The organism is Streptomyces sp. NRRL F-2580 (genome assembly GCF_000720115.1).
In the GTDB taxonomy this organism is placed as follows: domain Bacteria; phylum Actinomycetota; class Actinomycetes; order Streptomycetales; family Streptomycetaceae; genus Streptomyces.
This window is the reverse complement of sequence record NZ_JOIR01000035.1, coordinates 99754-113273: the sequence shown is the minus strand read 5'-3', so window position 1 is coordinate 113273 and position 13520 is coordinate 99754. Positions and strand designations below refer to the sequence as shown.

Genomic DNA, 13520 nt, shown 5'->3' with positions numbered 1-13520 from the left:
GCCGGGCGGCCACGCGGGGGCCCGTTCGTCCCCGGGCCGCAGGTACTCCGCGCAGGCGCGGGCCGCGTCGGAGCCCGCAAGCGATTTCCGAAGACCCGACCCCCGCACCGGCCGGTTCCAGCCAACCTGCGCTGCACCGCGCTCCGGGAGCCCGGCGGCACCCGGACACGATCAGCGGCCGTGCCAAGGGCGCCGCCACCGCGAGGTCGGCCAGATCCCGCTGCTCCGGCCGACGGCCTGCGCTGTACTCACTCCCCCAGTTGCAGCGACCCCGCGACGGCCCCTCCGCACACTGCGGCCCCGGGCCTCCTCGCCATGCGCGGGTGCAGCCGAACTGGCCTCCACAGCAACCCGGTTGAAGGAGAATGAGCATGTCCGAGCAGCAGGCCGAGGAAGAGAAGACCGTCACCCCACCCGCTCCACCCGCACCACCCGCGCCCCCGGAGTTCACGTACACCTGGGGCCAGCACAACGAGACCATGGAGGCGCTGTCGCTCGGCCACATGGCCCGCCGCGTCCCGTCCGCCCTACGGCAGACCGCGCGGCTCGCCCTCGCCGTCAACCGCACCGCCTTCCACGTCCTGGTCGCCGCCCAGATCCTCGGCGGGATCTGCACGGCGGCAGCGCTCGCCGCGATCTCCCGGGCGATGGTCCCGCTCCTGGCCGGCGACGGCGTCCAGGAACGCGTCGCGGCCGCCGCCTGGCCCCTGGTCGTCGCCGGTGCGATGACCGCCCTCGGCGCGCTGGCCTCCATCGCCTCCGGCAGCGCCGCCCGCCGCCTCAACCCCGGCATGGCCACCCTCGCCGACCTCGCCATGGTCGACGCCCACATGGACGTGGAGCTCGCCGCCTACGACGCCCCCGACTTCACCGAGCGCTCGGAGGCCGCCGAGACCGGCTCCGCCCGCTCCGCCATGCTCCTCCAGGACGCCCTCGGCTTCACCGGCGGCATGATCGACATGATCGCGGTCGCGTCCGTCCTCGCCGTGGTCCACCCCGTACTGCTGCCGCTGCTCCTGCTGTCGGTGGTCCCCCGCGGCCTGGGCTCCGTCTACGCCGCCCGCCTCGACTACCGCCTCCACAACCAGACGGTCGCCTCCCGCAACATCAAGCACATGATGCGCTGGCACCTGACCACCCCGAAGCTCGCCGACGAGCTGCGCGGCAACAGCATGCGGCCCTACGCCCACCACTGGTACGCGGCGGTCTGCGAGCGCATCGACTCCAAGATGGTCAGCTCCGCGCCCCGCTACCTCGTCGTCTACCTGATCGCCGCCACCGCGTCCGGGGTCTTCGTCGTGGCGACGTACGGGGTGCTCGCCGGGCTCGTCGTCGGCGGCTACATGGCCATCGCCGCCGCCGGCACGGCCATCGTCGCCATGCGCACCTCCACCGCCGCCCTGTCGCAGCTCGTCGTCTACGGGGCGGCCATGTTCCAGCACGCGCTCTACCTCGGCGACTACACCACCTTCGTCAAGGAGGCCGCCGACAAGTCCGGCCCGCGCGGCCCGCAGGTGATGGAGAACGCCCCGGAGAAGATCCGGCTGGAGGAAGCCTCCTACACCTACCCCGGCAAGGACGCCCCCGCCCTCGGCCCCGTCACGCTGACGCTGGCCCGCGGTGAGGTGGTCGCCGTCATCGGCGAGAACGGCGCCGGCAAGTCCACCCTCATCCGCCTGCTGACCTCACTGACCGCCCCGACCTCCGGCACCGTCTCCTGGGACGGCGTGCCCACCTCCGACGCGGACCAGCGCTCCGCCTGGGCGCACGTCGGCCTGGTCACCCAGTCCTACGGGTACTGGCCGTTCTCCGCGCGGGAGAACATCACCCTCGGCCAGCCGGACCCACGCGGCGAGGAGGCCGTGTGGGAGGCGCTGGACGCCGTGGGCATGCGCACGACCGTCGAGGAGTTCCCCAACGGGCTGGACACGCTGCTGGCCCGTTCGGTCTGGGGTGGCCACGAGCCCTCGGGCGGCCAGTGGCAGCGACTGGCCTGCGGCCGCGCCTTCCACCGCAAGCCGGGCCTGCTGGTCATGGACGAACCGACGAGCGCCATGGATCCCCGCGGGGAGCACATGGTCTTCTCCGGCCTGCGGGACATGAAGGAGGACCGGATCACGGTGATCGTCACGCACCGGATGGAGAACTGCCGCCTCGCCGACCGCATCGTCGTCCTCGACGGCGGCCGCATCGTGGAACAAGGCCCCTTCGACCAGCTGGTGTCCCTGAACGGCGGCCGCTTCCGCGAGCTGTACGAACTCTCCCAAGACCGCTGACGACATGAGGCGCTGCGGAGCCCGCCGGGTCACGGTGCGCTCCGCAGCACCCTGCCCGACCGCCGAGGGCGGTGGCGGCACGGGGTCCGGGATCCGGCGCCGCGTACCCTCGAGCCCGTGCCAGCCTCCCGTCTCCACCGTGTCGCCGTCCTCGTCCTCGAGGGCGCCAAGCCGCTCGACGTCGGCATCCCCGCGCAGGTCTTCACGACCCGGGCGAGCATGCCGTACGAGGTGCGGGTGTGCGGGGCGGCGCCGGGGCTCGTGGCCGGCGGGGACGGCCTGGCGTACCACGTGACGCACGGGCTGGAGGCCCTCGCGTGGGCCGACATCGTGTTCGTCCCCGGTTACCGCTTCCCGGACCGCGACGATCCGCCGCGGGCCGTCATCGACGCGCTGATCGCCGCTCACGAGCGGGGCGCGCGGCTCGCCGCCATCTCGACGGGCGCGTTCGCGCTCGCCGCCACGGGCCTGCTCGACGGCAGGCGCGCCACGACCCACTGGCACTACGCCCGTGCGCTCGCGGCGAAGCATCCGCTGGTCAGGGTCGACGAGAACGTCCTCTTCGTCGACGAGGGCAGCGTGCTGACCTCGGCCGGCGCCGCCTCCGGCATCGACCTGTGCCTGCACATCCTGCGGGGCGACATCGGCGTGTCCGCCTCCAACCACGCGGCCCGGCGCCTGGTCGCGGCCCCCTACCGCAGCGGCGGCCAGGCGCAGTACGTACCGCGCAGCGTGCCCGAGCCGCTCGGCGAGCGGTTCGCGGCCACACGCGAGTGGGCGCTGCACCGGCTGGGCGAGCCGCTCACGCTCGAATCACTGGCCCGGCACGCCGGGGTCTCGCCCCGCACGTTCTCGCGACGCTTCGCGGAGGACACCGGGTACACACCGATGCAGTGGGTGATGCGCGCCCGCGTCGACGTGGCGCGCGAGCTGCTCGAACGCTCGCAGCGCGGCATCGAGCAGATCGCCGCCGACGTGGGTCTCGGCACCGGAGCGAACCTGCGCCTGCACTTCCAGCGCATCCTCGGCACCACCCCGACCGAGTACCGGCGCACCTTCACCCAGGGCGAATAGCGCGTCGCCCGGCGACGGGCTCGCCACCGCCGTGGCGGGATCCTTTTGAACCATGGCGATCACGCCGCTGTCGCGGGCGCGCGCGGAACGCGAATCTGGTGGCGAACGAAAGGGACATCGCTCATGACTCGCATTGCCATCAACGGATTCGGCCGCATCGGGCGCAACGTGCTGCGCGCGCTCCTCGAGCGCGACAGCGACCTCGAGGTCGTCGCCGTCAACGACCTGACAGAGCCCGCCACCCTCGCACGACTGCTCGCGTACGACACCACCTCCGGCCGGCTCGGCCGCCCGGTGACCGTCGACGGGGACGTCCTCGTCGTCGACGGGCGCCGCATCAAGGTGCTCGCCGAGCGGGAGCCGGCGCAGCTGCCGTGGGCCGAGCTCGGTGTCGACATCGTGCTCGAGGCCACCGGCCGCTTCACCTCCGCCGAGGCCGCCCGCGCCCACGTCAAGGCGGGTGCGCGGAAGGTGCTCGTCAGCGCGCCGTCCGACGGCGCCGACGTCACCCTGGCGTTCGGGGTCAACTCCGACACCTACGACCCGGCGCTGCACACCATCGTCTCGAACGCCTCGTGCACGACCAACGCGCTCGCGCCGCTGGCCGCCGTACTGGATGACCTCGCCGGCATCGAGCACGGCTTCATGACGACGGTGCACGCCTACACGCAGGAGCAGAACCTGCAGGACGGCCCGCACCGCGACCCGCGCCGTGCCCGCGCCGCCGGTGTCAACATCGTGCCGACGTCGACCGGTGCCGCGAAGGCCATCGGCCTGGTGCTGCCGCAGCTCGACGGGAAGCTCTCGGGCGACTCGATCCGCGTGCCGGTCCCGGTGGGCTCGATCGTCGAGCTCAACACGACCGTGGCCCGCGACGTGACGCGCGAGGAGATCCTGGAGGCGTACCGCGCCGCCGCGGAGGGTCCGCTGGCCGGAGTGCTCGAGTACTCGGACGACCCGCTGGTGTCCTCCGACATCACGGGCAACCCCGCCTCGTCGATCTTCGACTCGGAGCTGACCCGCGTCGACGGCCGCCACGTCAAGGTGGTCGCCTGGTACGACAACGAGTGGGGCTTCTCGAACCGTGTGATCGACACCCTCACCCTCCTCGCGACCCGCTGAGCCGGCAGTACACACCCGTGGAGCTCCGGCCGGCCGCACGCGGCCGGCCGGAGGGGCGCCCGGGCCCGTTAGCGGGGTGCCCGGGCTCGGTAGCGGGGTGCCCGGCGGACGTCAAGCCACGGGATTCAGGGACGTGACCGTGCGGGGCGGGCCGGGGCCTACTGGATGTTCCCCCTCCACACCTCGAAACCCGGGAGCTTCCATGACTCACCTCTTCCGCACCCCTCGCTTCTTCGCCCTGGCCGCCTCGACCGCCGTGGTCGTGGCCGGCGCCGTGGTCCCCACCAGCGCGTTCGCCGCCGTCCCGGCGACCCCGCAGGCCGCTGTGGCCGATGACCGCGTCGTGGCCCCCGATGATCAGGGCGGCAGCGACAACAAGAGCAACCTGTTGCTCGTCCAACCCGGCGGGAAGTCCGTCTTCGGCGACGACGTCGACACGGGAGCGGGCACTGACGGGGGCGTCCGCTTCGAACCGCCCAAGAGCCATACCTGGGTCTGTGTCGCCGCCCCCTGCGAAGACCCGTGGGCCAAGCCCGCCCCGGAGACCCCCCGTGTCCCTGACTTCCCCGGTGTCCCGGACACCCCCTCCGTCCCTGACATCCCGGGCTTCCCCGGTGTTCCCGGCTTCCCGGGTGTCCCCGACATCCCCGGCCTGCCCCACTCCGCGACCTGACGATCCCCAACGCGTGACGCCGGCACGACGGTTCGCCGCGACGCGGGGCCGCCACCCATCCGGTGGCGGCCCCGTACCGCGTGCGCGTCGCTAGAACTCCCCGTAGCGCATGCGCCCTAGCGCCGTCATCGGCCGGTCGTGGGCGGCGACCGGAGCCGGGAGGCACGTGGAGCCGGTCAGGTAGCGGTCCACGGCCGCGGCGACCGCCCGGCCCTCGGCGATGGCCCACACCACCAGCGACTGGCCGCGGCCCGCGTCGCCGGCGACGAACACTCCCGGCGCCCTCGCGCCACCCGCCGCGAAGCCTGCGTCCCGCGCGAAGTTGCCGCGCTCGTCGAGCTCCAGCCCCAGCTGCTCGCGCAGGCCGCCGGCCCGCTCGGGGCCCGAGAAGCCGAGGGCCAGCAGTACCAGGCCGGTCGGTATGACGTGCTCGGTGCCGGCCAGGGGGCTGCGGGCCCCCGGCTCGACGGCGGTCAGGTGCAGCGCCCGAACCCGGCCCGAAGCGTCCCCCTCGAAGCGCAGGGTGGCGGAGGAGAACAGCCGCGGATCGCGGCCCTCGCACCCGCGCGCCTCCTCGTGGGCGTGGGAGATCCGGTACGTCTTCGGGTACACCGGCCAGGGCTCACCCTCGCTCCGGTCCGGGCCGGGCTCGGGGTTGATGTCGAGCTGGACCACGGAGATCGCGCCCTGCCGCAGGGCGGTCCCGAGGCAGTCGGAGCCGGTGTCGCCGCCGCCCACGATGACGACGTGCCGGCCCTCGGCGGTGACGGGCGACACGGCGTAGTCGCCCTCCTGCACCCGGTTGGCGCAGGTCAGGTACTCCATGGCCTGGTGGATGCCGCGCAGTGCGCGGCCGGGTACCGGTAGTTCCCGACGCTCGCCGGCACCGATCGCGACGACGACGGCGTCGCAACGGTCGCGCAGCTCGGCGGCGCTGGTGCCGGCCGCCCCGCCGCTGCCCTCTGCCGCGCCGGGGCGCACCGCGGCGCCCGCCGCGGGGCCGGTCGCGCCGCCGATGTCCGCGCCCGTGACGAACACCGTGCCCTCGGCCCGCATCTGCTCGATCCGGCGGTCCAGGTGGATCTTCTCCATCTTGAACTCGGGAATGCCGTAGCGCAGCAGCCCGCCGATCCGGTCGGCCCGTTCGTGGACCGTGACGGAGTGCCCGGCCCGGGTCAGCTGCTGCGCCGCCGCGAGTCCGGCCGGTCCGGAACCGATGACGGCCACCGTCTTGCCGCTCTGCCTCTCCGGCGGCCTCGGGATGAGGTAGCCGCGCCGCAGGCCCTCGTCCGCGATCGCCTGCTCGACGTTCTTGATGGTCACCGGGTCGGCGTTGATCGTGAGGACGCAGGCGTCCTCGCAGGGGGCCGGGCAGAGCCGGCCGGTGACCTCCGGGAAGTTGTTGGTCGCGTGGAGCCGCTCGTACGCCGCGCGCCAGTCGCCGTGGGCGGCGTACGCGTTCCACTCCGGTATGAGGTTTCCCAGGGGACAGCCGGTGTGACAGAACGGGATGCCGCAGTCCATGCAGCGGTCGGCCTGCCGGGAGACGAGCGGCAGCAACGCCTGGCCGGCGTAGACCTCGCGCCAGTCGCCCAGCCGTTCCTCGACGGGACGGGCCGGGACGGCCTCGCGGGGGATCCTCAGGAAGCCGAACGGATCGGTCACGCGCCGCCTCCCTGGATCGCTCGCGGCGGGGGCGCGGCGCGGGCGGCGCACCATGCTCCTCGTACGCGCATTATGTGGCGGTTCGACCAGGTTACGCCCCCTTCCCGGGAGTGCTCCGGGTGAACAGAACGGGGTGAACGGGCGGGTGCGGAACGTGACGACCGGCCCGTGCGCGGCGGCGCGGGCGGGTAGCGTTGCGCGGGTGATGGTGGGCACCTCGGACACCCGGCTGGTGGTGCTGCGCGGGAACAGCGCCTCGGGCAAGTCATCGGTCGCGGCCGGCCTGCGCGAACGGTTCGGCCGCGGCCTGGCCCTGGTCGGCCAGGACGCCATGCGCCGTGTCGTCCTGCGCGAACGCGACCGACCGGACGGCGGGAACATCGGCCTGATCGACACGGTCGCGCGGTACTCCCTCGACGCCGGCTACCACGTGGTCGTCGAGGGCATCCTCTACGCCGACCACTACGGCGCCATGCTCGCCCGGCTGCGCGCCGATCACCGCGGCCCGGCCCACGGCTACTACCTGGACGTGCCGTTCGAGGTGACGCTCGCCCGGCACGCGACGAAGCCGATCGCGGACGAGGTCTCCGAGGCCGAACTGTGTTCCTGGTACCGGCCGCTCGACCTGCTGCCCGGCGGGGTCGAGACGGTCATCGGCGCGGCGAGCGGACTCGACGCCACCGTCGGACGCATCCTGCGCGACACCGGCCTGGCCGGCCTGCCCGCGCGGGAGGAGTGACGGGGCGGGCGGGGGGTCGCGCGCGGCCGGCCCCGTCTCCGCGGCCGCCGGGGTCGGCCGCGCAGCAGGGCGCAGACGAAGTCCTCTTGGACCTCGCAGACCTGTGCGAGCAGGTCGGGGTTGACGTCCAGGGAGGTCTGCGTGCTGATCGAGAAGGTCAGTGAGCGCCGACCGTCGGCCGTGGCCGCCGCCAACTGTGTGTAGCCGGGCGTGTTGCCGGTGTGGCCGTAGACCGTTCCGCAGCCGTGGTGTAGCGGTAGACGGCCAGGCCCGCCTCGGTGCGGCCAAGGCCGGGGGGCTGGGACAGTGCGCCGGGGATGAAGGTGAACTGCTGCCGGCGGGTGCGCTCCGAGCCGGCCGCTCTCCACGTCGGCCACCCCCGCCCGGTAGACCTTCGTGCGGTCGCCGTCGCGCAGGACGGCGATGACGCGGGGGGCTCGTCGGGGCGCTCCACGAGCCGCCCTGCGGATACCCCACCGACACCCTTCCATTCATTGCAGATTCATGAATAGAACCTCGCATTCGAAGGGCGCGAGACGAGTTCGATCTACGATCCATTCATCGCTCGTTCGACTCTTCCTCTGCACATGGATCACACAATGATTTCTGCACTCCCGCGCCGGCGTACCCTGCTCGCCGCATCCACCGCCACCGCCCTCGCGCTCCTCGTGTCCGGCTGCGGCGTCGGCGGCGGGGACGCCCACCGCATCCGGGTCGGCGTCTCCGGCGATTCCCCGGAATGGGACGTCCTCGCCAAGGAGGCCAAGAAGGAGGGCCTGACCGTGGAGACGGTCGTGTTCGACGACTACTCGCTGCCCAACAAGGCCCTCAGCGCGGGCGACATCGAGCTCAACGCCTTCCAGCACCTGGTCTTCCTCGCGCAGTCGAACGCCGAGAACAAGACCGACATCGCCCCCATCGCCGCGACCACCGTGGTCCCCCTCGGTCTCTACTCCGGCAAGCACAAGCAGCTCGCGGACCTTCCCGCCCGGGCCGAGATCGCCCTGCCCAACGACCCCGCCAACCAGGGCCGCGGACTGCGCGTACTGGAGCAGGCGAAGCTCATCGAGCTGCGGAAGGACGCCGGGCTCTTCGCCACGCCCGACGACATCACCGCCAACCCCAAGCACGTCAAGCTCACGCCGGTCAACGCCCAGCAGACCCCCCGTACCCTCAAGGACACGGACGCCGCGATCATCAACGACGGCGTCGCCGAGCTCGCCGGCATAGCCGCCGACACCGCGCTGTTCAAGGACGACCCCGCCGCCCCGCAGTCCGTCCCGTACCTGAACGTCATCGCGGCCCGCTCGAACCAGAAGGACAACGCGGACTACCGGAAGATCGTCGAGCTGTACGCCTCCCAGGCCGTACAGGACGAGGTCCGCCGCACCAGCAACGGCACCGCGCACCACGTCGAGCTTCCCGCCGCCGACCTCCAGGCCGAGGTCGCCCGCATCCAGAAGCAGCTGAAGCGATGACCGCAGCCGTGGAACTGCGCGACGTCCGCAAGGAGTTCCCGGGCGGGGCGCGCGCCGTCGACGGAGTCACCCTCTCCGTAGAGGCGGGCACCGTGTTCGGGGTCGTCGGCCACAGCGGTGCGGGCAAGTCCACCCTGCTGCGCCTGGTCAACGGCCTGGAGGAGCCGACCTCGGGCAGCGTCCTGCTCGACGGGCAGGACCTCTCCGCCCTCGGCGAGCGCCGTCTGCGCCCCGTCCGGCGCGACATCGGCATGATCTTCCAGCAGTTCAACCTCTTCCGCTCGCGCACCGTCCTGGGCAACGTGCTCTACCCGCTGCGCCTCGCCGGAATGGACCGCGCGGCGGCCCAGGCCCGCGCCGAGGAGACGCTGGAGTTCGTCGGCCTCGCCGGGCACGGAAAGCGCTACCCGGAGCAGCTCTCGGGCGGCCAGCGCCAGCGCGTCGGCATCGCCCGCGCGCTCGCCACCCGTCCGAAGGTCCTCCTGTGCGACGAGGCGACCTCCGCCCTCGACCCGCAGACCACGGGCGAGGTGCTGGCCCTGCTGAGCCGCGTCAACCGCGAGCTGGGCGTCACGATCCTCCTCATCACCCACGAGATGGAGGTCGTACGGACCCTGTGCGACCGCGTCGCGGTCATGGAGGACGGCAAGGTCGTCGAGAGCGGCGAGGTGTACGAGGTCTTCGCGCGGCCCCGCCACGCGACAACCTCCGCCTTCGTCCGCTCCGCCCGCCACAGCGAGCCGGACGAAGCACTCCTGGAACGGCTGCGCGCCCGCCACCCCGGCCGGCTGATCACGCTGCCCGTCGCCGACGGCAGCGCCTCCCTGGACGGCCTGTCGGAGCTCCTGCACGTCCACGGCGTCGAGTTCACGTTCGTCCACGGAGGCATCGCCGAGGTACGGGGACGTCCCCTGGGCAGCGTGACCCTGGAACTGCGCGGTGAAGCGGCCGCGGTCGACGCCGTCGCCGCCGCGCTCTGCGTCCCGTACCTCGCGGAAGCGGGTGCCCGGTGAAGGCCGACTGGAGCACGTTCTGGCCCAAGGTCCTCGACGCCACCGGCGAGACCGTCTACATGGTGCTCATCACCCTGGCACTGTCGACCGTCAGCGGACTGGCGGTGGGGCTCACCCTGTACGCCACCCGCAAGGGCGGCGTCCTGCCCAACCGGATCGTGCACACGGTCCTGGGCCTGCTCATCAACATCATCCGGCCCGTCCCCTTCATCATCGCGATCGTCGCGCTCGCCCCCGTCACGCGCGGGGTGGTCGGCACGATGATCGGGACGAACGCCGCGATCTTCCCGATGACGGTCGTCGCGACGTTCGGGGTGGCCCGCATCGTGGAGTCCAACCTGCTGTCCGTCGAACCCGGTGTGATCGAGGCGGCGCGCTCCATGGGCGCGAGCCCGCTGCGGATCCTGCTCACGGTCCTCGTCCCCGAGGCCCTCGGACCGCTCGTGCTCGGCCTGACCTTCATGCTCGTCGCGCTGATCGACTTCTCGGCGGTGGCCGGCACGGTCGGCGGAGGAGGCGTCGGCAACCTGGCGATGACCTACGGCTACCTGCGTTTCGACACCTCGGTGATGGTGGTGACGGTGCTCGTGCTGATCGCGCTGGTCCAGTCGGCGCAGCTGCTCGGCAACGTGGTGTCCCGCAAGGTGCTCCGCCGCTGACACCCTGCGCGGGCACGGCCCGGAAGGGCGCCGGCGGGACCGCCGGCGCCCGGGGCGATCAGCCGAACTGGGCGGTGATGCGCTGGAGCGGGACGAACTTGAAGTTCTGGTTGCCGCTGGTGCCGGGGGCGCCGTTGGAGCCGTCCTGGCAGATGAAGACGCCCTCGGGGAAGGCGGGCCCGAGGTTGGCCGCGGTGGCGTCGATGCCGTCGGTGTCCTCGCAGTCGTCGGCCGCGGTGCCGTTGGAGACGGAGAAGCGGCCGAGGTAGGCGCGGGTGGTGCGGTCGTACACGGTGAAGTCGTTGCTGCCCTGGGAGGACACGTAGATGCGGTTCCCGGCGGCGGTGACGCCCTCGGTGTCGGCGGTGATGTGGCCGCCGGAGCCGGTGGAGTCGAGCTTGGTGCGGCTGGTGCCGGCGGTGGGCTCGGCTCCGTACACCCAGACGCCGACGTCCTCTTCTCCGAGGTAGAGCTTGCCGGTGGTCTCGTCGGCGTAGCAGCCCTCGACCGCGGAGCCCGCGTCCCACAGGCGGACGGAGGTCGCCGTCACGGAGTCGCCCTTGACGGCGAGTTCCCACTGCTCGACGCGGCCGGAGGTGGAGTTGGGGAAGGCGTAGAGCTTGCCCGAGGCCGGGGAGGTGTAGAGGCAGATGCCGTGCGCGGTGACCTCGGTGGGCACGTCCTTCAGCCGCTTGAGCTGGCGGGTCGCGGGGTCGATGCGGTAGATGTGCATGGCGCCGTTGCCGTCGGCGGCCTCGTCGTCCGCCGAGACCACGATGTTGCCGCGCAGGTCGACGTTGTTGCCGTAGTCGCCGGTGATCCGCTGGATGCGGGCGCCGGTCATGTCGTAGACCTCCAGCGCGCCCTTCTTGTCCGTGGCGACGACCACCGATTTGGCGGGGTCGGTCGGGTGGACCCAGATGGCGGGGTCGTCGGCGGCGTCGCCGCCGTGCGAGACCGGGGTGGTCTCCACGGTGGCCGTGACGGATACGGCCGCGGCGTGGGCCGAAGCGGCCGGCAGGGCCAGTGTGGCCAGGACGGCGGCGGGCAGGGCGGCCGTGCGGACGGAAAGGGCGAAGGACACCGGATTCCCCTCGGTCGGGTGAAGGACAGGAGGAGGGTAGAGAGGCCCGGCGAGCGGTGCGTGAACGGCAGTTGAACCGGCTGCGGCCTTGTCGCCGGGCCGGGCGGGCACCGCGGGACGAACCCTCGGGCGCCTGAGGCTCCGAGCGGTAACTATGCTGGCAAGGCTCGGACATCGCACCCACGGCAGCGCCGCCGGACCGACAACGCGCCCCGTCCGTACGGCTCTTGCCGCATCAGCCCGAAGCCGATTCCCCTCGACGCCAGGACCCTCAGGAGCCCCGTGAGCGACCCGATCGGCATCCGCGCGACCCTCCTGGTCCTCTACTCGCCCCGGCTCGAGGAGTGCCGGCGCTTCTACGAGGACCTGGGTCTGCGCTTCGCGAGCGAGCAGCACGGGCGTGGCCCCCTCCACTACGCGGCCACGCTGGCGGACGGCGCGGTCCTCGAGATCTACCCCGCGCGCCCCGACCGCGAGACCGGCGCCCTCCGCCTGGGACTCGCCCTCACCGGCGCCGCCGCGACCCCACCGCTCACGCCCGGCCGACATCTCCTCACGGACCCCGACGGCCGGACCCTCGACCTCCACGCGACCTGACCAGGACGGCCTGGGAAGAACGCGTGAGGTCGTCTGCCACGCACTCCATCACCAAGAAGCTCGCCGCGGGAGTCGGAACAGCCGCGGCGGCGCTCGGCTGCGTCACCGCCACGGGACCGTCCGCAGTGGCGGACGGCAAGTGGTGCAACCAACCACACCAAGGTCGAGGACGTCGCCGAGTTCAGGACCTACCGGGTCCAGGCGTACCCACAGCGGCACTTCCCCGCGGGCACCCGGATCTGCGCGGAAGGCTTCCGCGGGAACGCCGGCATGGGTCTGCCCTGAGTCACCATCACCGGCTGACCGCCTCGGCCGCCTCGGCCGCCTCGGGCGCCTCGCCCGCGCCGGGCCCGACGACGACACGGCCGTCGCGCAGTTCCACGACCCGGTCGGCGAGTTCGATCAGGTTCGGGTCGTGGGTGGCGACGAGGATGGTGACCGACTCGCTGCGCACGACCGCACGCAACAGTTCCATGATCGACCGGCCCGTCTCCGAGTCGAGCTGACCCGTGGGTTCGTCCGCGATGATCAGGTCCGGCTCGTTGGCCAGCGCGCGGGCCACCGCGACGCGCTGCTGCTGGCCGCCGGAGAGTTCGCCGGGGCGCTGCTCGGCGTGGTCCGCGAGGCCGACGAGGGCGAGCAGGGTACGGGCGCGCTCCTCGCGCTCCTTGGCGGGCATCCGGCGCAGTCGCATCGGGACGCCGACGTTCTCGGCGGCGGTGAGGACGGGGATCAGGCCGAAGGACTGGAAGACGAAGCCGATGCGGTCGCGGCGCAGGGCGAGCAGGTCCGCCTCGTCGAGGGACGCCAGATCGGTGCCGTCGAGGGTGATCCGGCCGCTGGTGGGGGCGTCGAGGCCGCCGACGAGGTTGAGCAGGGTGGTCTTGCCGGAGCCCGACCGGCCCCTGAGGGCGGTGAGTTCGCCGCGGCGGACCTCGAAGGACACGCCGCGCAGGGCGTGGACGGCCTGGGGTCCGCTGCCGAAGCTGTGGTGCAGGTCGTCCACCACCACGATCGGAGTGGTGGTGCCTTCCCGGGCCGCCGGTACCGCAGCCGTCACCGGTTCCTGGTGGTTGTCGCTCATCGCCTGTACTCCCCCGTCGAGTTGTCCGCATCGTTCGCGTGGAGCGCCCGGCCCGT

At 72.6% G+C, this 13520-nt stretch carries 12 protein-coding genes; 9 read left to right on the top strand and 3 right to left on the bottom strand.

What is annotated here, in order from left to right:
• The first annotated feature begins 371 nt into the window (after positions 1-371).
• The 4 genes from IF88_RS0130835 (at position 372) to IF88_RS48470 (ending at position 5145) form a co-directional block, all read left to right on the top strand.
• Positions 372-2276, top strand: coding sequence for an ATP-binding cassette domain-containing protein (locus tag IF88_RS0130835; protein ID WP_030719785.1), 1905 nt, complete (start codon positions 372-374; stop codon positions 2274-2276).
• A 117-nt stretch (positions 2277-2393) separates the two neighbouring features.
• On the top strand, positions 2394-3350 hold the full coding sequence (locus tag IF88_RS0130830) for a GlxA family transcriptional regulator (RefSeq protein WP_030719782.1): 957 nt from the start codon (positions 2394-2396) through the stop codon (positions 3348-3350).
• A gap of 123 nt (positions 3351-3473) precedes the next feature.
• Positions 3474-4472, top strand: a complete 999-nt coding sequence (gene gap, locus IF88_RS0130825) for a type I glyceraldehyde-3-phosphate dehydrogenase (protein WP_030719779.1) — start codon at positions 3474-3476, stop codon at positions 4470-4472.
• Between the two features lie 202 nt (positions 4473-4674).
• On the top strand, positions 4675-5145 hold the full coding sequence (locus tag IF88_RS48470) for a hypothetical protein (RefSeq protein ID WP_030719776.1): 471 nt from the start codon (positions 4675-4677) through the stop codon (positions 5143-5145).
• A 90-nt stretch (positions 5146-5235) separates the two neighbouring features.
• On the opposite strand, the gene IF88_RS0130815 is transcribed toward IF88_RS48470, so the two are convergent.
• Positions 5236-6810 carry a glutamate synthase subunit beta gene (locus IF88_RS0130815; protein ID WP_030719774.1) on the bottom strand — a complete coding sequence of 525 codons (1575 nt, stop codon included), beginning with the start codon at positions 6808-6810 and terminating at the stop codon, positions 5236-5238.
• 205 nt (positions 6811-7015) lie between these two features.
• On the opposite strand from IF88_RS0130815, the gene IF88_RS0130810 reads away from it, so the two are divergent.
• The 4 genes from IF88_RS0130810 to IF88_RS0130795 all read left to right on the top strand — a co-directional run bounded on the left by IF88_RS0130810 (position 7016) and on the right by IF88_RS0130795 (position 10699).
• Positions 7016-7549, top strand: coding sequence for an AAA family ATPase (locus IF88_RS0130810; RefSeq protein ID WP_030719772.1), 534 nt, complete (start codon positions 7016-7018; stop codon positions 7547-7549).
• A gap of 599 nt (positions 7550-8148) precedes the next feature.
• Positions 8149-9027, top strand: a complete 879-nt coding sequence (locus tag IF88_RS0130805; RefSeq protein ID WP_051837852.1) for a MetQ/NlpA family ABC transporter substrate-binding protein — start codon at positions 8149-8151, stop codon at positions 9025-9027.
• Complete coding sequence (locus IF88_RS0130800; protein ID WP_051837850.1) at positions 9024-10040, top strand: methionine ABC transporter ATP-binding protein; 1017 nt, start codon at positions 9024-9026, stop codon at positions 10038-10040. The genes IF88_RS0130805 and IF88_RS0130800 overlap by 4 nt, the downstream gene beginning before the upstream one ends.
• Positions 10037-10699, top strand: a complete 663-nt coding sequence (locus IF88_RS0130795) for a methionine ABC transporter permease (protein ID WP_030719764.1) — start codon at positions 10037-10039, stop codon at positions 10697-10699. The genes IF88_RS0130800 and IF88_RS0130795 overlap by 4 nt, the downstream gene beginning before the upstream one ends.
• A 58-nt stretch (positions 10700-10757) precedes the next feature.
• Here IF88_RS0130795 and IF88_RS0130790 read toward each other — a convergent pair whose 3' ends face one another.
• Positions 10758-11783, bottom strand: a complete 1026-nt coding sequence (locus IF88_RS0130790; RefSeq protein WP_037807626.1) for a phytase — start codon at positions 11781-11783, stop codon at positions 10758-10760.
• A gap of 282 nt (positions 11784-12065) precedes the next feature.
• On the opposite strand from IF88_RS0130790, the gene IF88_RS0130785 reads away from it, so the two are divergent.
• On the top strand, positions 12066-12380 hold the full coding sequence (locus IF88_RS0130785; protein ID WP_030719760.1) for a VOC family protein: 315 nt from the start codon (positions 12066-12068) through the stop codon (positions 12378-12380).
• Positions 12381-12672: 292 nt separating this feature from the next.
• Here IF88_RS0130785 and IF88_RS0130780 read toward each other — a convergent pair whose 3' ends face one another.
• Entirely contained in the window at positions 12673-13464 is a 792-nt protein-coding gene (locus IF88_RS0130780) for an ABC transporter ATP-binding protein (RefSeq protein ID WP_078893250.1), read from the bottom strand.
• Between the last annotated feature and the right edge of the window lie 56 nt (positions 13465-13520).

Coding starts and splice junctions, on each gene's coding strand:
- IF88_RS0130835 (WP_030719785.1), top strand. CDS start 372: ATGTCCGAGCAGCAGGCCGAGGAAGAGAAGACCGTCACCCCACCCGCT.
- gap (WP_030719779.1), top strand. CDS start 3,474: ATGACTCGCATTGCCATCAACGGATTCGGCCGCATCGGGCGCAACGTG.
- IF88_RS48470 (WP_030719776.1), top strand. CDS start 4,675: ATGACTCACCTCTTCCGCACCCCTCGCTTCTTCGCCCTGGCCGCCTCG.
- IF88_RS0130810 (WP_030719772.1), top strand. CDS start 7,016: ATGGTGGGCACCTCGGACACCCGGCTGGTGGTGCTGCGCGGGAACAGC.
- IF88_RS0130805 (WP_051837852.1), top strand. CDS start 8,149: ATGATTTCTGCACTCCCGCGCCGGCGTACCCTGCTCGCCGCATCCACC.
- IF88_RS0130800 (WP_051837850.1), top strand. CDS start 9,024: ATGACCGCAGCCGTGGAACTGCGCGACGTCCGCAAGGAGTTCCCGGGC.
- IF88_RS0130780 (WP_078893250.1), bottom strand. CDS start 13,464: ATGAGCGACAACCACCAGGAACCGGTGACGGCTGCGGTACCGGCGGCC.